This is a genomic window from Enterovibrio sp. QJM3NY_24, assembly GCF_057786035.1.
Genome location: NZ_CM173519.1, coordinates 79,903 through 101,124 on the forward strand (window position 1 = coordinate 79,903; position 21,222 = coordinate 101,124).

At 47.7% G+C, this 21,222-nt stretch carries 18 protein-coding genes and 1 pseudogene; 11 read left to right on the top strand and 8 right to left on the bottom strand.

The window, feature by feature from the left end; all coding sequences use genetic code 11:
- Positions 1–106 precede the first annotated feature (106 nt).
- Positions 107–2,901, top strand: a pseudogene (gene polA / locus AC3CIC_RS00370) (DNA polymerase I).
- Positions 2,902–3,111: 210 nt separating this feature from the next.
- On the top strand, positions 3,112–3,159 hold the full coding sequence (spfP, locus tag AC3CIC_RS00375; protein WP_438616993.1) for a small protein SpfP: 48 nt from the start codon (positions 3,112–3,114) through the stop codon (positions 3,157–3,159).
- A gap of 631 nt (positions 3,160–3,790) precedes the next feature.
- Here spfP and yihA read toward each other — a convergent pair.
- Positions 3,791–4,477, bottom strand: coding sequence for a ribosome biogenesis GTP-binding protein YihA/YsxC (yihA, locus tag AC3CIC_RS00380; protein ID WP_488515092.1), 687 nt, complete (start codon positions 4,475–4,477; stop codon positions 3,791–3,793).
- A gap of 149 nt (positions 4,478–4,626) precedes the next feature.
- On the opposite strand from yihA, the gene AC3CIC_RS00385 reads away from it, so the two are divergent.
- From AC3CIC_RS00385 to hemN, 5 genes are all read left to right on the top strand, one after another.
- A complete protein-coding gene (locus AC3CIC_RS00385) occupies positions 4,627–5,244 on the top strand; it encodes a c-type cytochrome (RefSeq protein ID WP_017004998.1) in 618 nt (205 codons plus the stop codon).
- 727 nt (positions 5,245–5,971) lie between these two features.
- The gene (locus AC3CIC_RS00390; protein ID WP_016959464.1) at positions 5,972–6,619 is read left to right on the top strand and encodes a class I SAM-dependent methyltransferase; all 648 of its coding nucleotides are present in this window, start codon (positions 5,972–5,974) and stop codon (positions 6,617–6,619) included.
- A complete protein-coding gene (gene yihI, locus AC3CIC_RS00395; RefSeq protein WP_488515093.1) occupies positions 6,616–7,164 on the top strand; it encodes a Der GTPase-activating protein YihI in 549 nt (182 codons plus the stop codon). The genes AC3CIC_RS00390 and yihI overlap by 4 nt, the downstream gene beginning before the upstream one ends.
- The gene (locus AC3CIC_RS00400) at positions 7,165–7,662 is read left to right on the top strand and encodes a DUF2489 domain-containing protein (RefSeq protein ID WP_488515094.1); all 498 of its coding nucleotides are present in this window, start codon (positions 7,165–7,167) and stop codon (positions 7,660–7,662) included.
- A 113-nt stretch (positions 7,663–7,775) separates the two neighbouring features.
- Positions 7,776–9,149 (top strand): oxygen-independent coproporphyrinogen III oxidase, encoded by a 1,374-nt coding sequence (hemN, locus tag AC3CIC_RS00405; protein ID WP_488515095.1) that lies wholly within the window; start codon positions 7,776–7,778, stop codon positions 9,147–9,149.
- A 341-nt stretch (positions 9,150–9,490) separates the two neighbouring features.
- Here the strand turns inward: hemN and add are convergent, their stop codons facing one another.
- The 5 genes from add to glnA all read right to left on the bottom strand — a co-directional run bounded on the left by add (position 9,491) and on the right by glnA (position 15,303).
- Complete coding sequence (gene add, locus AC3CIC_RS00410) at positions 9,491–10,495, bottom strand: adenosine deaminase (RefSeq protein ID WP_488515096.1); 1,005 nt, start codon at positions 10,493–10,495, stop codon at positions 9,491–9,493.
- Between the two features lie 135 nt (positions 10,496–10,630).
- Positions 10,631–12,037: a nitrogen regulation protein NR(I) gene (gene glnG, locus AC3CIC_RS00415; RefSeq protein WP_016959458.1), complete on the bottom strand. Its 1,407-nt coding sequence runs from the start codon at positions 12,035–12,037 to the stop codon at positions 10,631–10,633.
- A 9-nt stretch (positions 12,038–12,046) separates the two neighbouring features.
- Positions 12,047–13,069, bottom strand: coding sequence for a nitrogen regulation protein NR(II) (glnL, locus tag AC3CIC_RS00420; RefSeq protein ID WP_488515855.1), 1,023 nt, complete (start codon positions 13,067–13,069; stop codon positions 12,047–12,049).
- A 155-nt stretch (positions 13,070–13,224) separates the two neighbouring features.
- Complete coding sequence (locus AC3CIC_RS00425) at positions 13,225–13,782, bottom strand: DUF4124 domain-containing protein (RefSeq protein ID WP_488515097.1); 558 nt, start codon at positions 13,780–13,782, stop codon at positions 13,225–13,227.
- 111 nt (positions 13,783–13,893) lie between these two features.
- Positions 13,894–15,303: a glutamate--ammonia ligase gene (gene glnA, locus AC3CIC_RS00430; protein WP_016959455.1), complete on the bottom strand. Its 1,410-nt coding sequence runs from the start codon at positions 15,301–15,303 to the stop codon at positions 13,894–13,896.
- A 575-nt stretch (positions 15,304–15,878) separates the two neighbouring features.
- On the opposite strand from glnA, the gene typA reads away from it, so the two are divergent.
- Positions 15,879–17,708: a translational GTPase TypA gene (typA, locus tag AC3CIC_RS00435; protein ID WP_016959454.1), complete on the top strand. Its 1,830-nt coding sequence runs from the start codon at positions 15,879–15,881 to the stop codon at positions 17,706–17,708.
- A 120-nt stretch (positions 17,709–17,828) separates the two neighbouring features.
- On the opposite strand, the gene AC3CIC_RS00440 is transcribed toward typA, so the two are convergent.
- Both AC3CIC_RS00440 and AC3CIC_RS00445 read right to left on the bottom strand, forming a co-directional pair.
- On the bottom strand, positions 17,829–18,077 hold the full coding sequence (locus AC3CIC_RS00440; protein WP_016959453.1) for a GlsB/YeaQ/YmgE family stress response membrane protein: 249 nt from the start codon (positions 18,075–18,077) through the stop codon (positions 17,829–17,831).
- Between the two features lie 127 nt (positions 18,078–18,204).
- On the bottom strand, positions 18,205–18,840 hold the full coding sequence (locus AC3CIC_RS00445; RefSeq protein ID WP_017004992.1) for a DUF2959 domain-containing protein: 636 nt from the start codon (positions 18,838–18,840) through the stop codon (positions 18,205–18,207).
- Positions 18,841–18,926: 86 nt separating this feature from the next.
- Here AC3CIC_RS00445 and AC3CIC_RS00450 point away from each other — a divergent pair, with 86 nt between their 5' ends.
- From AC3CIC_RS00450 to AC3CIC_RS00460, 3 genes are read left to right on the top strand one after another with little or no spacing between them, the layout of a single operon-like run.
- The gene (locus tag AC3CIC_RS00450) at positions 18,927–19,778 is read left to right on the top strand and encodes a virulence factor BrkB family protein (RefSeq protein WP_016959451.1); all 852 of its coding nucleotides are present in this window, start codon (positions 18,927–18,929) and stop codon (positions 19,776–19,778) included.
- A gap of 21 nt (positions 19,779–19,799) precedes the next feature.
- Positions 19,800–20,234: a D-aminoacyl-tRNA deacylase gene (dtd, locus tag AC3CIC_RS00455; protein ID WP_016959450.1), complete on the top strand. Its 435-nt coding sequence runs from the start codon at positions 19,800–19,802 to the stop codon at positions 20,232–20,234.
- Positions 20,235–20,272: 38 nt separating this feature from the next.
- Positions 20,273–21,220, top strand: coding sequence for a bifunctional GNAT family N-acetyltransferase/hotdog fold thioesterase (locus AC3CIC_RS00460; protein WP_017007361.1), 948 nt, complete (start codon positions 20,273–20,275; stop codon positions 21,218–21,220).
- Positions 21,221–21,222 lie beyond the last annotated feature (2 nt).

Below are 21,222 nucleotides of genomic sequence, written 5' to 3' on the forward strand. Positions count from 1 at the left end.
GCGTGACTTGCTTTCTTAGCCATAGAAATCGAAATCGCGGGTTAACAGAATTCGCCAGTCGTGGCATCCTAGCCCATCAATCATTTTCTGGTTAGCTTATAACGTTATGGCGACGACTTCTGACAGTCCGTTGATTCTGGTCGACGGCTCCTCTTATCTTTATCGCGCGTACCACGCATCCCCTAGTTTGACTAACGCCAATGGCGAGCCAACAGGTGCGATTTACGGCGTGGTTAACATGCTACGTAGTCTGGTCAAACAGTATCCGACATCCAATGTGACCGTGATTTTCGATGCTAAAGGTAAAACCTTTCGTGACGATATGTATGCCGAATATAAAGCACATCGTCCGCCGATGCCGGATGACCTGCGCGGTCAGATAGCGCCATTGCATAAAATCATTGAAGCTATGGGATTCCCAATGCTGGTTATCGACGGTGTCGAAGCAGATGACGTGATCGGTACGCTTGCCGTGCAGGGTTCCAAGGCCAGTATGCCGATTCTGATCAGTACCGGTGATAAAGATATGGCGCAGCTGGTGGATGAGAATGTCACTCTCATTAATACCATGACCAATGTCATCATGACCCCGCAAGGCGTGCATGATAAATATGGTTTTGGCCCAGAGTACATCATCGATTATCTGGCTTTGATGGGTGACAAAGTCGATAACATCCCAGGAGTCCCTGGTGTGGGTGATAAAACCGCGACGGCTTTGATCGCGGGTATCGGTGGATTAGAAGAGCTATACGCGAACCTTGATAAAATTGCCGACCTTGGATTCCGTGGTTCTAAAACCATGGCGAAGAAGCTAGAAGATAATAAAGATGGGGCGTTTCTTTCTTATCAGCTTGCGACCATTAAGCTAGATTGTGAATTGCCGTTTACACCCGAACAATTGACTAACCGTGCGCCGGAAAATGACAAATTGGTTGAGCTGTTTACTGAGCTTAATTTCAAGCGCTGGTTAGCGGAAGCGCAAAGCGGTAGTGCTGGCATGGATGCTGTCGCTGAGCGAGCGGTCGCATCCGGTACGCCTTCAGCATCGGGTAAAAAAGAAGACGTAAACTTTTCAGCGGCAAGCATTGATCGCAGCAAGTACGAAACCATTTTGACCGAAGAAGCGTTTCGCGTTTGGATGGACAAACTGCGCAGTGCTGACGTGGTGGCGTTTGACACAGAAACTGACAGCCTCGATTACATGGAAGCCAATCTGGTCGGCCTCTCTTTTGCCGTTGCAGAAGGTGAAGCGGCTTACTTGCCTGTTGCCCACGATTATCTCGATGCGCCACAACAGTTAGATAGAAACTGGGTGCTGGCAGAAATGAAAGCATGGCTAGAAGATGCCGGTGCACTCAAAGTCGGTCAGAACCTGAAATATGATTCGAGCGTATTGGCGCGTTATGACATTGAGATGAAGGGCATTGCGTACGACACCATGCTTGAATCTTATGTGTTTAATAGTGTGGCTGGGCGTCATGACATGGACAGTTTGGCATTACGCTATCTGCAACATGCTTGCATTAGTTTCGAAGAGATTGCGGGTAAAGGTAAAAAGCAGCTGACGTTTAATCAAATTGAGATGGAACAAGCCGCGCCGTATGCCGCGGAAGATGCGGATGTTACCTTGCGCCTACACAATGTGTTGATGGCGCATTTGCTGCAAGACGAAAAGCTTAAAGTTATTTTCGAGCAATATGAAATGCCGCTTGTTCCTGTGTTGTCACGTATGGAGCGTCATGGCGTTTTGATCGATGCCGACATGCTTGCTACGCAATCGAAAGAAATTGCTATCCGTCTTGATGAATTAGAAAAGCAAGCGTTTGAGTTGGCGGGAGAAGAGTTCAATCTTAGCTCTCCAAAACAGCTTCAAGTCATTTTGTTTGAAAAGATGGGTCTGCCGGTAGTCAAGAAAACCCCATCAGGCACACCGTCAACCAATGAAGAAGTGCTGCAAGAGTTGGCACTGGACTACCCACTGCCTAAATGTATTCTCGAATACCGTGGTCTAGCCAAACTGAAGTCGACTTACACCGACAAGCTGCCAAGGATGGTGAAGCCGCAAACCAAACGCGTGCATACTTCTTATCACCAAGCGGTGACTGCGACAGGTCGTTTGTCTTCGGCCATCCAAACTTGCAGAATATCCCTATTCGTAATGAAGAAGGGCGTCGTATTCGTCAGGCGTTTATCGCACCACCGGGCAAAGCTATTCTTGCTGTCGATTACTCGCAAATCGAGCTTCGCATTATGGCGCATCTGTCTGGCGATGAAGCATTGCTTGAAGCTTTCCGCAACGGGAAAGACATTCACAGTGCCACGGCGGCAGAAGTGATGGGGATTGATATTAGTGAAGTGACCAGTGAAATGCGTCGTCGCGCTAAAGCCATTAACTTTGGCTTAATCTACGGTATGAGTGCATTTGGTTTGGCCAAACAATTGGGAATTCCTCGTGGCGAAGCGCAGCAATATATGGAGCGTTATTTTGAACGTTATCCTGGCGTGCGTCAGTACATGGAAGCCACGCGTTTGCAGGCTGCCGAGCAAGGTTATGTAGAGACTATTTTTGGTCGTCGACTACACTTGCCAGAAATCAATTCAAGCAATGGCATGCGCCGTAAAGGGGCTGAACGCGCTGCGATTAACGCACCGATGCAGGGAACAGCGGCAGATATCATTAAACGCGCGATGATTCTTGTCGACAGTTGGATTGGACAGCAGCCTGAAGGTCGTGTTGCTTTGATCATGCAAGTACACGATGAATTGGTGCTGGAAGTCGATATCGCACACCTTTCGGATGTTGAGCAACAGGTTTGTAAGTTAATGGAATCTGCCGCCTTACTTGAAGTTCCTCTCGTGGCAGACTCTGGAACAGGCGAAAACTGGGATCAAGCACACTGATTAGTCGACCATATGGTCGATACCCATCACACAATCACTTAAATTTCATAACGAAAAAAGCCCGTATAGACGGGCTTTTTTATTGATTTCATGAAACATTGTGAATACATAAAGCACTATTTTTTATAATTTGATGAAAAAAAACTACGTAAAGGGTTTTCTTAATCGGCCATTTGATATACATTTAGCGACGTAGGGTACAGAGGTAAGATGTTCTATCTTTCAGACCTTTTGTTTCACGTTATTGGATTTGGCTGATTCAGCAGCCCCGGTCGATGAATGTCGACCGGGGCATTTTTTATTGTGAAAACCCGTTTTCTCTTCAGTTTTAATTATCGAATAAAAACCATTAAAAACAATAAATTAATCTATTTACAGTGTAGGGGTTATAATTTATCGCCCATGATTAGAGTAATTACTTTAATTTAAACTTATCGGCGCTATAATGACCGCTGCTTCTTGTTCTTGATGTGGTTAGGGTGGTCTGCAACGCTTTTTAGGCAGATGGCTTTCACGTTATTTATGACCGATTTGAGTATTCAGATCGGTCTTTTTTTATCCGCTAAAATTGTAATTCACTTCCAGAATAAAGATCAGGCAGGGCATGTGAACGGAATGATATTTATCAACAAAAAATAAGTATCATATAAGAAAATCAAGATGTTAAAAATCAGTGCATTACAGGGGTTGAATACATTATCTGTCTGTAAAGAAAGGCAAAAATACTTAGCGTAACGGCAGGGCTAACTTGCGGAGATGGAGATTATGGATGACACTCAAATCATAACGAATAAGAAAAAACCTCCTATTTCTCTCCCGTTACCCCACCTTCTGGTGGGGTTTTATTTGTCTGAAATCCAACAAAGCTTATGGTTTACCAAAGAGATGGTTACTGGTTAGACGTTGAATCGTCGTTAGTAGCGATAACGTCGTTCTCTTCTGCGTCGACAGTCGTCTCTGCATCCATTTCAAACACGGGGAAATACCAGCTATCTAGCTTCTTACGCAGCATGTCAACGCCAATGCCTTTTAGCGAGGAGTAGAGTTCGACTTGTACGTTACCACCGAAATCTAGAGCGGCTTCTCTTACCTTGGTTAACTCTGCTTTACGTGCGCCACTTTTTAGTTTGTCACATTTGGTTAGCAGCGCCAAAATTGGCAAGTTGCAGTCAACCGCCCAAAAGATAAGCTGCTGATCAAGCTCTCTCAGCGGGTGACGAATATCCATCAACACGACCAATCCTTTCAATTGCTCACGTTTTTGCAAATATTCACCCAGTGATTTTTGCCATTTTTTCTTCATTTCCAGTGGAACTTGCGCGAAGCCATAGCCCGGCAAGTCGACAATGTGACATCCCTCATCCACTTTAAATAAGTTGATCAATTGTGTGCGACCCGGCGTTTTACTCACTTTAACCAAGCTTTTATGATCACAAAGTCGATTAATTGAGCTAGATTTACCAGCATTAGAGCGTCCCGCGAACGCGACCTCTATACCGGTATCAGGCGGCAAGTGCCTGATATCTGGGGCACTGGTGATAAAGTGTGTGTTGCGATAGTTGAGTGAAGGATTCACTGTTAACTCCGTCTCGACTTTATGTAGTCGACTGATTACTTTTATGTGAAATTGTGTAAAATGACCGTGCTCGGTTTTTGCTCGATGATTGTATCATGATGGCGTGGGCATCGTGGTATTGGAAGCTTGATAATTATAAATGGAATGTCATGAAGAAATTAGCGCTACTACTCACTTTAATTGCGAGTTTTACCGTCTATGCACAGGGTGATGCAGAAGCAGGTAAAGCAAAATCAACCACTTGTGCCGCATGTCACGGTCCTGACGGCAATAGTCTCATTCCGGCAAACCCCGTTCTGGCAGGTCAACACGAAAAATACCTGTTAAAGCAACTTCAAGATTTTAAGCTCGGTATGACGACGGGTGGAGAGCAAGGCCGTTACAATGCAGTAATGGCAGGCATGGTGGCATCATTGTCCGAACAGGATATGTCTGATCTCGCTGCTTACTACGCATCACAAACCGCCAAGCCAGGTGCGACACCTGAAACGTCGGTTGATCTCGGTGAGCAGATTTATCTGGCGGGTGATTCAGAGCGCGGCATTGCAGCGTGTATTGCTTGTCACGGTCCACGTGGTAACGGCACATCACTGTCAGGGTTTCCTAAAATTTCTGGACAGCATGCCGAATACGTCTCAGCTCAGTTAATGGCGTTTCGCGATGCGAAGCGTAATAACGACTTGAATAGTATGATGCGTATCGTTGCTAGCAAATTGTCGGACAAAGAGATCGACGCTATTTCCCAATACGTTGGCGGTTTGCACTAATTTGTTCGCTCGTTAAGTTTCCAAAAGGCAGCTGAGGCTGCCTTTTTTGCGTCTATATTCAGAGCAATATTATTAGATGTAACACTGAATTATACATCTTGAGGTTACTCAGATATCAATGTCTGCCGAGCATTTTCACGCGCTATTTTGTAGGTGATCGCCCAACTTCTAGTAAGTATTCTTCCCTAAAACTTGCCTGTTTTTGTTTTTTTCTCCTACCTTTCAGTTAGATAATAATTCTCGAAATAAAATGTATGTTTGAAATGTGAGTCGACGCCTATTTTGTATTTTGTATCGGCGTAGAATTATTTATGTCGACTGGGAACACGACATGGAAAAGGACAGTCAGGAAGACTAGCGCAGGGCTGCGATTAGGATTCAAACGGAATTTGGCTTGGAAAGCCTTCGTCACCAGGATGTGCTGCGTCAGGATGACCTACAGTGTGAAGGGTTCACATGGTAACGGACAACCACTTGGACGGTGGTCAGGACACTACCAGGATGGTGAAGATGACAGGATGTTGTGAGTCATACTCAAATAAAAAACGGCAGGACGCCCTCAATACAAACGGAAATTTGTTCACCGGGATGTGGCATTACTGTTAGGGATTGAAGCGGTATAATCCGTTCATTAGAACGCTCTAGAGCGACAGGCTTTGCCTGTCGCTTTTTTCTTATCCAGCTTTCTGTTACATTTCCGCCATTCAATCTGGTGCAGAAACCCTCAATGACCCTTGATTGCCCGCTTTGTCAGTCGACGCATGTCGTCGATTTTGAGCAGGATAAACGTCGTCGCTACTTCCGTTGCGAGCCTTGTTCGTTGGTGTTTGCCGACCCTGCTAGTCGGCTGTCACCGAAAGAAGAAGAGGCGGTATATCAACAGCATGAAAATGAAATAGGTGATGAGGGATATCGCCGTTTTTTAGGCCGCTTGGCCGATCCATTATTGGAAAAACTCGGTAGTGCGCCACTCGAAGGATTAGACTTTGGGTGTGGCCCTGGGCCGGCATTGGCCGCGATGCTAGAAGAGGCAGGGCATAAAATGGTCTTGTATGATCCTTATTTCATGCCGGATCATAGTGTACTTGGTACCACCTATGATTTTGTTACCTGCACCGAAGCGATTGAACACTTTTATATGCCTCACAAGGAATGGGGACAGTTATTGAGCCTGGTTAAGCCTGGAGGCTGGTTGGCAATCATGACCAAGCTCGTTATTGATGTTGATGCATTTAAGCATTGGCACTACAAGAATGACCCAACCCACGTGAGTTTTTTCAGTCGCGAAACGTTCTGCTTCTTGGCAGGCCGTGATGGTCTTGACGTGGACTTTGTTGGTAACGACGTAATTTTACTGAGGAAGAAAAACGAATGACCCGCAAGAAGAAAGCCCGCAAAGTTGGCTCTGAAGGTCCAGCGCAATATAGTGATCGTTCATTAAGTCATAATGACATTGCGGCTCTGGCAGCCAAGCGTAAAAACAAGCGCAAAGGCTTAAAAGCCGGTTCTCGTCATTCAGACGGTACGGTCGAGCAACAACGCATTGCTCAGCAAAAGCGCGACCCGCGCTTGGGCAGCAAAACTGCGGTTCCATTGGTGGTTGAGCAAAAACCACATCCTAAATCTGCAGCAGGCAAAAAAGTGCGTCGTGTTAGCGCTGAAAAAGAGCTGGAGATGCTGGAAAATGATGCACAACTCAATGTGTTGATTGACCGTATTGAAAACGGTGAGAAGCTAGGTTCTGGTCTGCAAAGTTACGTTGATGAGAAACTCGATCGCATTGAAGTGTTAATGAACCAACTGGGCTTGTTTGAAGAAGACGAAGAGCCAGTCGTGACAGAAGCACCGAAGAAATCAAAACGTCGCGGCGATGATGATTTGCTGGCGGAGTTTGAAAACGTCAAATTTGATCAGGAGTAAATGTTGGAGACTCTTCCTTTAGGTGTGTTGGCACTAGGCGGTGCCATTATTCTGGGGTTAGCCATCTACGCGGGCTGGCTGTTGGCGAAATTACGTCATCAGACCAAATTGCAGGCTGCGCAAATGGATGCTGCCACTAAGAAACGTAACCTCAAAATCATTGAAAGTGTGGATGTGATTGCCATGGCAACGCTGCAAGAGCAGTGTGATTTGTCGGAAGCGGCTATTCGTCTTTTTATGATCATGGATCACCTCCAAGGGGAGAAGCGCGTTGATTACCCCACGCGCTACCCAGCATTGTATGAATTGTATGACGTGGTCAAGGACATGCCGCGAGGCGACGCGCGCAAAGCGATTGATAAGAAAGAACGCATGCGAGACAACATGGTACGCATGAAAACCGAAGCGCGTCTTCAACAGGCCATTCATACCGAACTGGAAGAAATACTGGCGTTTACTGGGGCGAAAATGACCCCGATTCGCGCGTTAGCGAGCTGATCGGTACGATCAAGCCAACAGTTTTCCCTTTGGCTAGAAGGGAAAGATTCATCCGCGACCGGAGAGTGTGTCAAAATATGCTCTCCGGTTGTTCATTTTTGGCGGGAACACAAATGTCTACGCAGCAAATCATTTGGGATCAGGCGCTTATTGAGAAGTATAACTACTCAGGGCCGCGCTATACCTCTTACCCGACCGCATTGGAATTTCACGAAGTTTTCACTCCAGCAGAATTTGATATGGCGTGTGCGCAGTATCCTGAGCGCAATTTGTCTTTGTACGTGCATATCCCGTTCTGCCACACCCTTTGTTACTACTGTGGGTGTAACAAGGTGATCACTCGTCATGCGCACAAAGCCGATGCTTATCTCGATGCGCTTGAAATTGAAATCCGTCAGCGAGCCTACTTGTTAGGTGATCGTCATGTCACTCAGCTTCATTGGGGCGGCGGTACCCCCACATTCCTGTCAAAAGCCCAAATCACTCGATTAATGGATCTACTGCGTCAAGAGTTTCGTTTGAGCGAAGATGCCGAGATCAGTATCGAGGTTGATCCGCGCGAAATCGAACTCGACATGATGGATCATCTGCGTGCAGAAGGGTTCAATCGTTTAAGTATCGGTGTGCAGGATTTTGATAAAACGGTTCAGAAAGCGGTAAACCGTGAACAGGACGAAGATTTTATCAAAGCGTTGGTTGTGCGAGCGAAGGCCTTGGGCTTTCGTTCCACCAATCTGGATTTGATTTATGGACTGCCGCACCAAAACGGTGCGACATTCGCTAAGACCCTTAAACAAGTGGTAGAGATGAAACCGGGTCGTTTGTCCGTGTTCAATTACGCGCACTTACCCGCCTTGTTTGCCGCGCAACGCAAAATCAAAGATGCCGACCTGCCATCACCGCAAGAGCGTCTTGGCATGCTTGAGCAAACCATCAGTACGCTGACTGGCGCTGGCTACCAATTTATTGGCATGGACCATTTCGCGCTGCCTGATGATGAATTGGCGGTCGCGCAACGCGAAGGTATTTTGCATCGTAATTTCCAAGGCTATACCACGCAGGGTGATTGTGACTTGCTGGGTTTGGGTGTGTCTGCCATTTCCATGATTGGGGATTGCTATGCTCAGAATCAGAAAGAACTGAAGAAGTATTACGGGCAAGTGGAAGATAAACGCCATGCGCTGTGGAAAGGCGTGATGCTCGATGCCGATGACTTGCTCCGACGAGAAGTGATTAAATCTCTGATTTGTAATTTTTCTCTCGATAAGAAAGCCATTGAGCGCGATTACGCACTGGTGTTTGATGAATACTTTGCTGATGATTTAGCGTTACTGAAGTGCTTTATCGATGATGATTTGGTGACGGTAGACGATAGTCATATTCAAGTGACGCTGAAAGGGCGCCTGCTGATCCGCAATATCTGTATGTGCTTTGATACCTATTTGCGTGACAGAGCCCGCCAGCAGCAGTTTTCTCGCGTTATTTAAGTCTGCTCAATGTGCCATGAGCTAAAAATGAAAAAAGCCGCGGTTGCGGCTTTTTTAGATCAGGCGTCATCGCTTCTTAGCGTTTATGCGCCACTGCTGAGGCTAAATACAGCCAATACAACAGCAAGGGCTGCGGCTGCCAATTGGCCAGGGCCAGCCGCTGTCATTTCATTCAGGGTAAACAGTGCGTCGAACATGTCACATCTCTACGGTGTCGTGGTGTAACTAAAACCCCATGAGTCTTAGTACGAAAATTCGGCGGCATTGTACGTGAGTTGTGAACAAAAAAACACCAGCGTTTGCTGGTGTTTTTGAATGTCGGTTTTTTGAGCCAGTAGCGATTAGCTACGCGCTAATGCTTTAGCCGTGAGTTCTGCTTTCTCGCTTTCAGACAGATAGGCGATTTCAAGACCATTTTGCTGCAGCTGCGTAATTTGCGTTTGGGTCAGTCCCACTTGTGGCGCAGCCACTTCGTATTCATAAGGCAACTCGATACCGGACACTGCTGGGTCGTCGGTATTCAGTGATGCAAGAATACCGTGTGATAGGAATTGCTTGATAGGGTGGCTTTCTAGCGATGCAACGGTGCTGGTTTGCACGTTGGACGTCAGTGCCGTTTCGATACCAATGCGGTGTTTTGCCAGATATTCCATCAACGCAGGGTCTTCGATGGCTTTTACGCCGTGACCAATGCGGGTAGCGCCAAGCTCATTAATCGCCTGCCACATGCTTTCAGCACCCGCGGCTTCGCCCGCATGCACGGTCACGTTAAGGTTAGCTTTGCGTACTTTGGCAAAGTGATCGTTAAACTGATGACCTGGCTGACCCAGTTCATCACCAGCAAGATCGATAGCAATCAGGTGTTGTTTTAGTGCCAGCAGCGCATCAAGCTCTTGCATACAGGCGTCGACACCAAAAGTGCGGCTCATGATACCAATAAGGTTGGTTTTTACGCCAAAATCGCGGCTACCCGCTTGCACACCGTCAATCACTGCCTCAACCACACCTTGAACCGGTAGGTTGTGTTTCATTGCCATGTAATACGGCGAAAAACGCAGCTCCGCATAGTCGATACGTGCATTTAGTGCATCTTCCACGTTTTCGTAAGCAACGCGACGAACCGCATCCAGATCGCCCAGCACAGTAACACCCCAGTCGAGTTTTGACAGGAAACCGACGAGATCCGGCTCATTTGACATCACTTGAACGTGCGGGCGCAGTGTCTCGATAGTATCAGCAGGAAGCGTCATGCCGAACTTCTGACCCAGCTCCAAAATAGTGCGAATACGAATATTGCCATCAAGGTGGCGGTGCAAATCCGTCAAAGGAAGGTGGGTTGCGATCATTTTGAATATCCTTAAATCAACTTTTGGCAATTATACGAGCTATCTATCACCTCGTCAGTAATGCAAATAAACATAAACCGCCCATTAGGCGGTTTTGTTCTCTTTGTTTACGATTTATGTTGAAACTGTGGGGCGCTAAGGCATTTGGAGTTCTTTGAGCTTTCGCGTTAACGTATTTCGACCCCATCCAAGCAGCTTAGCTGCTTCTTGTTTGTGCCCGCGCGTATGGCTCAATGCTTCACGCAACAGAATTCGCTCGAACTCTGGCAAGGCTTCTCGCAATAAGTTGTCATCGCCTTTACCCAGAGATGTACGAGCCCACTGTGACAAGGCTTGCTGCCAACTATCGACCTCACCGCTTGCGGCGTTGACTTCAGGCTGCATCAATTCTGGGGGTAAATCCTCTGGCAAAATCTCTTTGCCGCTTCCCATGACGGTTAGCCAGCGACAAATATTCTCCAACTGCCTAACGTTGCCAGGCCAAGGTAAGCCTGCAATCAAATCTAACGTCGTCGGATGAAGTGTTTTGACTTCGATATCTAGTTCATCAGACGCTCGCTTGAGGAAGTGTTTCGCCAGTTGACCAATATCCTGTCGGCGCTCGCGAAGGGCTGGAAGGTGAACACGAATAACATTGAGACGGTGGAATAAATCTTCACGAAAGCTGCCTTCGGCGACCAGTCGCTCCAGGTGTTGGTGGGTGGCGGCAATAATACGAACGTCGACCTTGATGGCTTGATGCCCACCGACTCGATAAAACTGACCATCGGCTAGAACGCGCAACAGACGGGTTTGAATGTCGAGGGGCATATCGCCGATTTCATCAAGAAACAACGTGCCGCCGTTGGCCTGTTCAAAACGCCCCTGACGGACGCTGTTAGCGCCTGTAAATGCGCCTTTTTCATGGCCGAATAACTCAGATTCAATCAGATCTTTCGGAATTGCGGCCATATTCAGTGCAATGAATGATTTGCTCGCGCGCGGGCTGTGTCGGTGAAGTGCATGCGCCACCAACTCTTTACCTGTGCCTGATTCACCGTTGATTAATACTGATATAGAAGAGCGAGATAAACGGCCAATGGCGCGAAACACTTCTTGCATAGATGGCGCTTCACCGATGATTTCCGGTGCGGCTTCCATGGCTTCTTTCGGGGCACGTTGGCGTTTTTGCTCTTGGCTATGAGAAACCGCCCGTTCAACCAGAACGACCGCTTCATCAATATCAAACGGCTTAGGAAGGTACTCAAATGCCCCTTTTTGATAGGCACTGACTGCGGCATCCAGATCAGAATGCGCCGTCATGATGATCACGGGTAACGTTGGGTATTCCGTTTGCAGACGATTGAGCAGTGCAAACCCATCAGTGCCAGGCATACGAATGTCTGACACCAGTACGTCTGGCACTTCACGGTTGAGGCCGTCCAATACGCTATCGGCATCGGCAAAGGTTTCACATGCCATGCCCGCCGCGTTGAGCGTGCGTTCTAACACCCAGCGGATAGAGCTGTCATCATCGACGACCCAGATTAGTCCTTTGCTCATGTTCTCCCCTTAGCGTCGAATTGGTAGCAAAATGGTGAAGGTCGTGTGTCCCGGCCAACTGTTGACGTAAATTTTACCTTTGTGCTGATCGATGAGATTGCGCGTGATAGACAACCCCAGCCCTGTGCCGCCTGGTCGTCCGGACACCATGGGATAAAACAAAGTGTCTTGAAGCTCTGGCGCAATGCCCGGGCCGTTGTCTGATACATCTATGCGAGCAGCTAATCGGTGACGCTTACCGCTGATCACGACTTGATGCTCGGTTCGGGTGCGCAAGGTGATTTGCGCATTGGGCGTGTCAGCCAGAATTTGCGCGGCATTGTTCAGAACATTCAATAGCGCTTGTTCCAGTTGCTCTGGGTCCATCTCGATATCTGGCAGGCTAGGATCGTAATCTCGCTCAATGCTGATGTCCTCCGCGCCTAATGCGACAAGTTGGCGCACTTTTTCCAACACCACATGAATATTTTCTTGTTGGCTATGTCCCGGCCTTTGCGGGCCAAGCAAACGGTCAACCAAGTTTCGCAGGCGATCAGCTTGTTCGATGATGATCTGCGTGTATTCGCCAAGACTTGGGTCTGGCAACATTTTCTCCAACAGTTGCGCCGCGCCGCGAAGTCCACCAAGTGGATTTTTAATCTCATGAGCGAGTCCACGAACTAACTCTTTTGCGGCTTGTTGCTGGGCTTGTTGTTGGAGTTCTTTGCTTATTTGCTGCTGATGGCCAATGGCTTTGATTTCGAGCAGCATGGAAGGACTGCGCTGCCACATTAGGGGACTCGCGCTTAATTCAACCTTTCGCTGGTGACCATCGACGACCAAGGTCACGTCACTGTCGGTCAGGCCTTGCCCGTTCGCCAGCGTTTCTTTGACATGCTCAAGATCGATAGAACAATGCTGAATAACGTCAGGCAGCGAATGATCGCGCATGCGACGTGCACTTAAGCACAGCAATTGCTCGGCGGCGGGATTGGCATAAGTCACAACAAGTTCATTATCGAGCACCAAAATTGCCGTGATCAGGTTGTCCATTACAGTTTCTGTCAGAGTGGCCACATCACCTTCCTATTTGTCTGCACCAGTGTGGTGCAATCAAGTTTACTTGATTGTGCATCGCTGTGCATTCTTGTGCAGTGGTGAAAACGTGCGTTGCATTCAGTTGCTTGCACTAGGTGACCCTGATTACGCTATCGAGGGGTTGGCTTCCCTTTAGGCGGGGCTTTTCGTTGAATTGCCCGATGCAGGAATACAGTCACTGAAGAGGTAGTAGCAATAACCTTGCCATCTTGTAGCAACTGCACCTTGATGGTGTGGCTGCCGCGATCAACGTTGTCGAGCGCTAACTGCAAGCTCTGTTGGGATGGTTGAGACTTTCCGTCTACGAGTGCGCGAACTTTTTGATTTTTTCCCAATGGCAGGTCGGTAGAAAGCTCGATGTTAATTATGCCTTGGTTGTTACGAATCGTTGCATCATTGGTAGGCGAAAGAAGCGTGACACGGGTGGCGAGAGCAGGTGCTTCTGGTATTGGTGGAATAGGAGGAGCAGATGGGGATGAGGGCGCGGCGACATTGCCCGAATTGGGCTGGGTTAAGATATCAACGTCGAATGTCATCTCAATGCTGATCTCAGGTCGGGCATCACTAAAATGGACGGTGCCGTTTTCATCGACCCAGCGATAATACTCACTGGCATACGCCACGTTTGATAATGCACCAATAAGAAGCAACAGCCATGTTCGACGCATGAATCTATCCTTGAACCGAAAAGTGATATTTTGCGCCTAAGTCATATTGAGACAATAGAAAAAGGGCCCGCTTGTGAGCGAGCCCTTTGATTTGATATGAAACTTGTCTAATTACACAGAGTAATACAGTTCAAATTCCAGTGGGTGCGTAGCCATGTTTACTTTTTCAACGTCCTGAGATTTCAAACCGATGTAAGAATCGATGAAGTCGTCAGAGAATACGCCACCTGAAGTCAAGAATTCACGATCTTCGTCAAGTGCTTTCAATGCAATTTCCAGAGACTCAGCAACTTTTGGAATCTCTGCTGCTTCTTCTGCAGGAAGGTCATACAAATCTTTGTCCATGGCATCGCCAGGGTGGATCTTGTTCTTGATACCGTCAAGACCAGCCATCAGAAGTGCTGCAAACGCCAAGTATGGGTTAGCGGCTGGATCTGGGAAACGTGCTTCGATACGGCGTGCTTTCGGGCTTGGTACCACTGGGATACGGATAGAAGCAGAACGGTTACGTGCAGAGTATGCAAGCATAACTGGCGCTTCGAAGCCTGGAACAAGACGCTTGTATGAGTTAGTTGCCGGGTTAGCAAAGGCGTTGATAGCACGTGCGTGCTTGATGATACCGCCAATGTAGTACAGCGCCATTTCAGACAGGCCGCCGTATTTGTCACCAGCAAACAAGTTCTGACCATCTTTATTCAAAGACATGTGAACATGCATACCAGAACCATTATCGCCAACCAGTGGCTTAGGCATGAAGGTCGCTGTTTTACCAAATGCGTGCGCAACGTTGTGAACAACGTACTTGTAGATTTGGATTTCGTCAGCTTTTGAAGTCAGTGTGTTGAAACGTGTTGCGATTTCGTTCTGACCTGCAGTTGCTACTTCGTGGTGATGCGCTTCAACAACAAGGCCCATTTCTTCCATAACCAGACACATGGCTGAACGGATATCTTGTGATGAATCAACAGGGGCAACTGGGAAATAACCGCCTTTCACGCCTGGACGGTGACCTTTGTTACCGCCTTCGAAATCAGAACCTGAGTTCCAAGATGCTTCAACGTCGTCAATCTTAAAGAAAGAGCCTGACATGTTGTTGGCAAATTTCACGTCGTCAAATAGGAAGAATTCTGGCTCTGGACCAACAAGTACGGTATCCGCGATACCCGTAGAACGCATGTAATCTTCAGCGCGCTTTGAGATAGAACGTGGGTCACGGTCATAGCCTTGCATGGTTGCTGGCTCAAGAATATCGCAACGGATGTTCAGGGTGCTGTCTTCAGTAAACGGGTCAAGCACAGCAGTAGACGCGTCAGGCATCATTACCATGTCTGATTCGTTGATGCCCTTCCAGCCGGCAACAGAAGAACCATCAAACATTTTGCCGTCTTCAAAGAAGTCTGCATCAACTTGATGTGCTGGGATTGAGATGTGCTGCTCTTTACCTTTGGTATCGGTGAAGCGCAGATCAATAAATTTCACTTCGTGCTCTTGGATTAAGGCGAGTACGTTTTCTACTGACATGTGAATAAACCTCCGGTGTCGTTATTCTCTAAATTAGCAAAGCTACTTTCGTGTGCTCTACCAAAAAGTTGGTCTGAGCACTCTAAAGCGAAAAGTGTGCCAAGTTTGAAATTTCCGTTAATGCCTGTATTTAGGCGATTTTGCGTTGAAATTGTGCAAACCCGTGATCAAATTTGGTGCGCGTCCGCACCAAGATGGTGCAATGGAAGGATTGCGTGACCAATGGATTCATTCAGCAGTGGTTGGAGGGCCTTGTCAATCACTCTCACGGCAGAAAGCAGACACAATGTCGGAGCTGTGAACCAGATCGAAGTCTCGAAGCTTTTGCTTTTGTGGCGCAAAAATCACCCGTTATGTGGGGGAAAATAAGGGATAGAGCTGTTTTTTTATTCGCCTAATAGTGTGTCATCAATAAGGTGATATGAAGATAAATTGATCCTGAGTCACATAGTTGGTGGGTTTTGAGTAAAAATCTGTTAAATTACGACCGGATTTTAATCAAGTGGCGGTGAGTGCTTCTGGCGGGTTTGCTGGTTGCCTTTGGCGGCACATCTTTTTTGAGTGAAAGAGTACCCATGTCTACCTTACAGATAGATAAACTAAGAAATATCGCGATCATCGCGCACGTTGACCATGGTAAAACTACCCTAGTTGATAAGCTGCTTCAGCAGTCTGGCACCCTAGAAACACGTGGCGAGCACGAAGAACGCGTCATGGACTCGAACGACATCGAGAAAGAGCGTGGCATTACCATTCTGGCGAAGAACACCGCTATTAACTGGAATGACTACCGTATCAACATCGTAGATACTCCAGGACACGCCGACTTCGGTGGTGAAGTTGAGCGTATCATGTCGATGGTTGACTCTGTTCTTCTGATCGTTGATGCCGTTGATGGCCCAATGCCACAGACTCGTTTCGTAACGCAAAAAGCGTTTGGTCACGGTCTGAAGCCAATTGTTGTTATCAACAAAATTGACCGTCCTGGCGCACGTCCTGATTGGGTTATGGATCAGGTTTTTGACCTGTTCGACAACCTAGGCGCAACTGACGAACAACTGGATTTCCAAGTGGTTTACGCATCAGCACTGAATGGCTGGGCGACCTTGGAAGAAGGCGAAGTTGGCGAAAACATGGAACCGTTGTTCCAAGCTATCGTTGATAACGTGTCTGCACCAGAAGTTGAAGCGAATGGCACACTGCAGATGCAAATCTCTCAGTTGGATTACAGCTCATACGTTGGTGTTATCGGTGTTGGCCGCGTAACGCGTGGTTCGGTTAAGCCAAATCAACAAGTGACCATCATTGGCGCAGACGGCAAAACCCGTAACGGTAAAGTCGGTACTGTCCTTGGTTACCTTGGCCTTGAGCGCCATGATATCGACCAAGCGCATGCTGGTAATATCGTCGCTATCACAGGTTTGGGTGAGATGAAGATCTCTGACACCATCTGTGATGTGAACGCAGTTGAAGCGTTGCCACCTCTGTCTGTCGACGAACCAACCGTTACCATGACCTTCCAGGTGAATACTTCTCCGTTCGCGGGCAAAGAAGGTAAGTTTGTTACTTCACGTAACATCCTTGAGCGTCTGCAAAAAGAATTGGTTCACAACGTTGCTCTGCGCGTTGAAGAAACCGGTGACCCGGATCGCTTCCGTGTATCAGGCCGTGGTGAACTTCACCTGTCTATCCTGATCGAAAACATGCGTCGTGAAGGCTTCGAGCTGGCGGTATCTCGCCCTGAAGTTATCATCAAAGAAGAAGACGGCCAGAAAATGGAACCGTTTGAAACTGTGACTATCGACGTGTTGGAAGAAAACCAAGGCGGCATCATGGAGAAAATCGGTTTGCGTAAAGGCGAACTGACTAACATGGCGACTGACGGTAAAGGCCGTGTGCGCATGGACTTCGTCATGCCTTCTCGTGGTCTGATCGGTTTCCAAACTGAGTTCCTGACGTTGACTTCAGGTTCTGGTTTGATTTACCACACGTTTGATCACTACGGTCCAATGAAGCCTGGCATTATTGGTCAGCGTAAAAATGGTGTACTGATTTCTAACGCAACAGGTAAAGCACTGACTTACGCACTGTTTAACCTGCAAGAGCGTGGCCGTCTATTCTCTGAGCACGCTGACGAAGTATACGAAGGTCAAGTTATCGGTATCCATAACCGTTCTAACGACCTGACAGTAAACTGTCTGAAGGGTAAGCAGCTGACCAACGTTCGTGCGTCTGGTACTGATGAAGCGCAAACGCTTTCTCCTGCTATCAAGTACACCCTTGAGCAAGCGCTGGAATTCATCGATGATGATGAACTGGTAGAAGTCACGCCAGAAAGCATTCGTATTCGTAAGAAACTTCTTACTGAAAACGATCGCAAACGCGCAAGCCGCGGCAGCAAGTAATTTGTCTGCACTAAGCGAATAAGAAAAAGCCTCCTATGATGGAGGCTTTTTTGTCTCTGTTGTATCAGTACTTCTGTATCAGTACTTCTTCGACGACCTGCTTGCAGTGTTTGCTATTGGTTACTTGGCGAATCGGTTGTAGAGAAACAACAGGATAAGCGCACCAACCGTAGCCATGACAATACTACCTAGGCTTAATCCGCCAGCAGTACCAATACCAATGAGTGAGCTTACCCAGCCACCGACAACAGCACCTGCGATACCCAGCAGTGTGGTCATAATGAAACCACCGCCGTCTTTCCCTGGCATAATCCACTTCGCCAAGATGCCAGCGAGTAGTCCCAGAATAATCCAAGAAATAATACCCATGTGTTCTCCTCCATGTTGAGAGACGGTTTTCATACCGTTGAATGCAGGCAGAAATTTGCCTGCGCAAACGATAAGGGAATTTGTCTTACTCAGCGTGTTCCACTTGTGAGAAACAGAGGAAGCTAATTTAATTCTTTAAGGTGGAAAGGAACCGCTCTGATTCGGCAATAGCCAGCTGCATATCTTTGATTGCGCGATTAATATCTTGTTCTAGATCCGAAAATTCACCTTTGAGTGCGCCAATGGCCGCTGCATTCAAATTGTGTTTAAGATACAGAGTGTTATCGCGTAAGGTATCGAGTACTGGTACCATTTTGCTTTCAGCCTTTTTCATCGCCGACAGCATTTGTTGATAACTTCGCTCTGTCGCTTTGAGTTTGCGCTCGCTTTCGCGGCGCAGTTTAGTGCTGGAATATAGCGACAGCTCATCTTGCCATTCGTCGAACAAAGCATCCGATACATCCTCAACGCCCTTGATGCGTTCGCGAACGTTTTCAACCGCCTTTTCGCTGTCTTCGTATTGATCGTTGATGGTGTTGTACATCGCTTCCAATTCACCACCATCAAAATTGGTCAGTGTGGAGAGTGCCTCGAGGGCGCTAGTGAATTGCTCGCTGGCTTCTTGTTGTGCCTCTGAAGCGGCTTCGACGCGGTCAGCCATGATATCGCGTTTATGAATGCCAACTTGCTCCATGGTGGCATAATAGGCGGACTGGCAGCCAGCCAGCGTGAAAACAAGAAACAGGGTAGAGAGAAGACGCACGGTAAACTCCTTTACGTTATGATTAACCTTCTTTACAAGAGACTATGGTTTAAGCAGTGGAACGACTCAAGTATTTAGTGCCCAGGATGGGACAGATTCTGTTTGCCTTTTTGAGGCATCTTATTCTTCGTATTGTTCATGACCGCATGACAGTCAACGCAGGTTACATGGCTTACGTCACTTTGTTGTCTTTAGTGCCGCTGATCACAGTGGTGCTATCTGCGCTTTCACTCGTTCCTGGCTTTGCGGAAGCGGGCGATCAAATTCGCACTTTTGTGCTGCACAACTTTGTGCCAGCCTCCGGCGATGCGTTAGAGCAATACCTCAACCAGTTTGTGGCTAACGCAGGCAAGATGACAGCTGTCGGTGTCGCTTTTTTGTTTGTCGTGGCTTTGATGCTAATTTCAGCCATTGATAGAAGCCTAAATTACATCTGGCGAGTGGAACACAAGCGCGCACCCGTCGTGTCTTTTTCGATTTATTGGATGGTCTTAACTTTGGGCCCCGTACTCGTGGGCAGTAGCATTGGTGTGAGCTCTTATTTGGGATCACTTAATTTACTTCAGCTTGACGGTGCCGAAATGTGGGCGCCAGCACTGCTTCGCGGGTTGCCATTTTTACTCACATCGTTGGCATTTATGGGTTTGTATACCTTGGTGCCAAATTGTCGAATTCGCGCTATCCATGCGTTAATTGGCGCCATGTCTGCGAGTGTATTGTTCGAATTCAGTAAAAAGGCCTTTGCTTTCTACGCCACGAATTTTCCGTCCTATGAGCTTATCTACGGCGCATTAGCCGTCGTACCACTGCTGTTTGTTTGGGTCTACCTCAGCTGGTGCATCGTGCTGTTGGGGGCTGAAATCACTGCGTCTTTAGGCGAACGGGCGATGTGGTACGTCGAGCCCAATTCGGATAAAAAGCAAGTTACTGATAATTAAGATGATAAGAAAGGAACTGATATGATTGCGCTAATCCAGCGAGTCAGTGAGGCCAATGTGGTCGTTGATGGCAATGTGGTCGGTGAGATTGGTAAAGGGTTGCTGGTACTGTTGGGTGTTGAGAAAGGCGATGACGATAAAAAAGCGCATCGATTACACGAAAAAGTGCTCGGCTACCGCATCTTTGAAGATGAGAACGGAAAGATGAACTTGAACGTTCAACAAGCTGGGGGGGATGTGCTGGTGGTGTCGCAATTCACCTTGGCAGCAGACACGAAAAAAGGCATGCGTCCTAGCTTTAATGGCGCACCGCCGCTAGAAGCTGACCGTCTTTATCAGCTTTTCTCGCAACATTGCCGTGACAGCGGCGTTCGCACTGAAAATGGAATTTTCGCGGCTGACATGAAAGTCAGTCTGACCAATGACGGGCCTGTAACCTTTTGGTTGCAAGCCTAACGCCGAGTTTTGCTCGGTTCACAAGGAGAGGAGCAACGATGTTTCGATTGATCACACCAACGAAGGAAAGTGAGCTTAATGCTTATTTCCATTTTCGCTGGAAGATGCTCCGTGAACCTTGGCGTCACCCTGAAGGCTCTGAACGCGATGCCTATGATGTCGGTGCACATCACCGCATGATTGTTGATGCGAAAGGCGAACCCATTGCGATTGGACGCCTTTACATTAGCCCTGATAATGATGGGCAAATTCGTTACATGGCTGTTGCACCACAATATCGCACCCGAGGGTTGGGCGCGTTGGTATTGATGGCGTTGGAATCTTTAGCGCGTCAAGAAGGTGCAAAGCGCCTTGTGTGTAATTCACGAGAGGACGCGATTGGTTTTTACAGTGCCAATGGGTTTGTGAATCAGGGCGAATTGAGTGAAGAGCGCGGGCCTGTGCAACACCAGCAAATGCTTAAACTGCTTGACCCGATGTCTGACGTTGTCCGTCGTCCGGAATGGTGCCATGAGTTACAACAACGTTGGCAGCAGCAAATCCCAATTAGCGACAAAATGGGGATTCGTATTTCCCAGTTCACGGGTTACCGTTTTGAAGTGTCAGCCTTGTTAAACGCCAATTTGAATCCTCATGATTCGATGTTTGCTGGCAGTGTATTCAGTATGGCCACACTGACGGGATGGGGCATGGTGTGGTTGCTGATGAAAGAACGTCAGCTGTCTGCCGCGATTGTGTTAGCTGACAGTCATATTCGTTACCGCAAACCTATCACTGAGCGTCCGCGTGCGGCGGTCTCATTAGACAGCTTAAGCGGTGATTTGGATCGTCTTGCTAATGGCCGTCGAGCACGTGTTAAGCTCGAAGTGACCATATACAGTGGTGATGACGTGGCAGGAAACTTCACGGGCACGTTCGTGTTAATGCCAGAAGTGGGCACCAACGAGCACGATGCGATGCCAGATCAAACCTTACTATTCAGTTAACG

Bases quoted from the DNA above. Each gene is read 5' to 3' on its own strand.
- yihI (WP_488515093.1), top strand. From the start codon at position 6,616: ATGACCCGCAAGAAGAAAGCCCGCAAAGTTGGCTCTGAAGGTCCAGCG.
- AC3CIC_RS00425 (WP_488515097.1), bottom strand. From the start codon at position 13,782: ATGCGTCGAACATGGCTGTTGCTTCTTATTGGTGCATTATCAAACGTG.
- dtd (WP_016959450.1), top strand. From the start codon at position 19,800: ATGATTGCGCTAATCCAGCGAGTCAGTGAGGCCAATGTGGTCGTTGAT.
- AC3CIC_RS00440 (WP_016959453.1), bottom strand. From the start codon at position 18,077: ATGGGTATTATTTCTTGGATTATTCTGGGACTACTCGCTGGCATCTTG.
- AC3CIC_RS00400 (WP_488515094.1), top strand. From the start codon at position 7,165: ATGTTGGAGACTCTTCCTTTAGGTGTGTTGGCACTAGGCGGTGCCATT.
- AC3CIC_RS00460 (WP_017007361.1), top strand. From the start codon at position 20,273: ATGTTTCGATTGATCACACCAACGAAGGAAAGTGAGCTTAATGCTTAT.
- add (WP_488515096.1), bottom strand. From the start codon at position 10,495: ATGATCGCAACCCACCTTCCTTTGACGGATTTGCACCGCCACCTTGAT.
- glnA (WP_016959455.1), bottom strand. From the start codon at position 15,303: ATGTCAGTAGAAAACGTACTCGCCTTAATCCAAGAGCACGAAGTGAAA.
- glnL (WP_488515855.1), bottom strand. From the start codon at position 13,069: ATGGACAACCTGATCACGGCAATTTTGGTGCTCGATAATGAACTTGTT.
- glnG (WP_016959458.1), bottom strand. From the start codon at position 12,037: ATGAGCAAAGGACTAATCTGGGTCGTCGATGATGACAGCTCTATCCGC.
- AC3CIC_RS00450 (WP_016959451.1), top strand. From the start codon at position 18,927: ATGGGACAGATTCTGTTTGCCTTTTTGAGGCATCTTATTCTTCGTATT.
- hemN (WP_488515095.1), top strand. From the start codon at position 7,776: ATGTCTACGCAGCAAATCATTTGGGATCAGGCGCTTATTGAGAAGTAT.
- AC3CIC_RS00390 (WP_016959464.1), top strand. From the start codon at position 5,972: ATGACCCTTGATTGCCCGCTTTGTCAGTCGACGCATGTCGTCGATTTT.
- typA (WP_016959454.1), top strand. From the start codon at position 15,879: ATGTCTACCTTACAGATAGATAAACTAAGAAATATCGCGATCATCGCG.
- AC3CIC_RS00385 (WP_017004998.1), top strand. From the start codon at position 4,627: ATGAAGAAATTAGCGCTACTACTCACTTTAATTGCGAGTTTTACCGTC.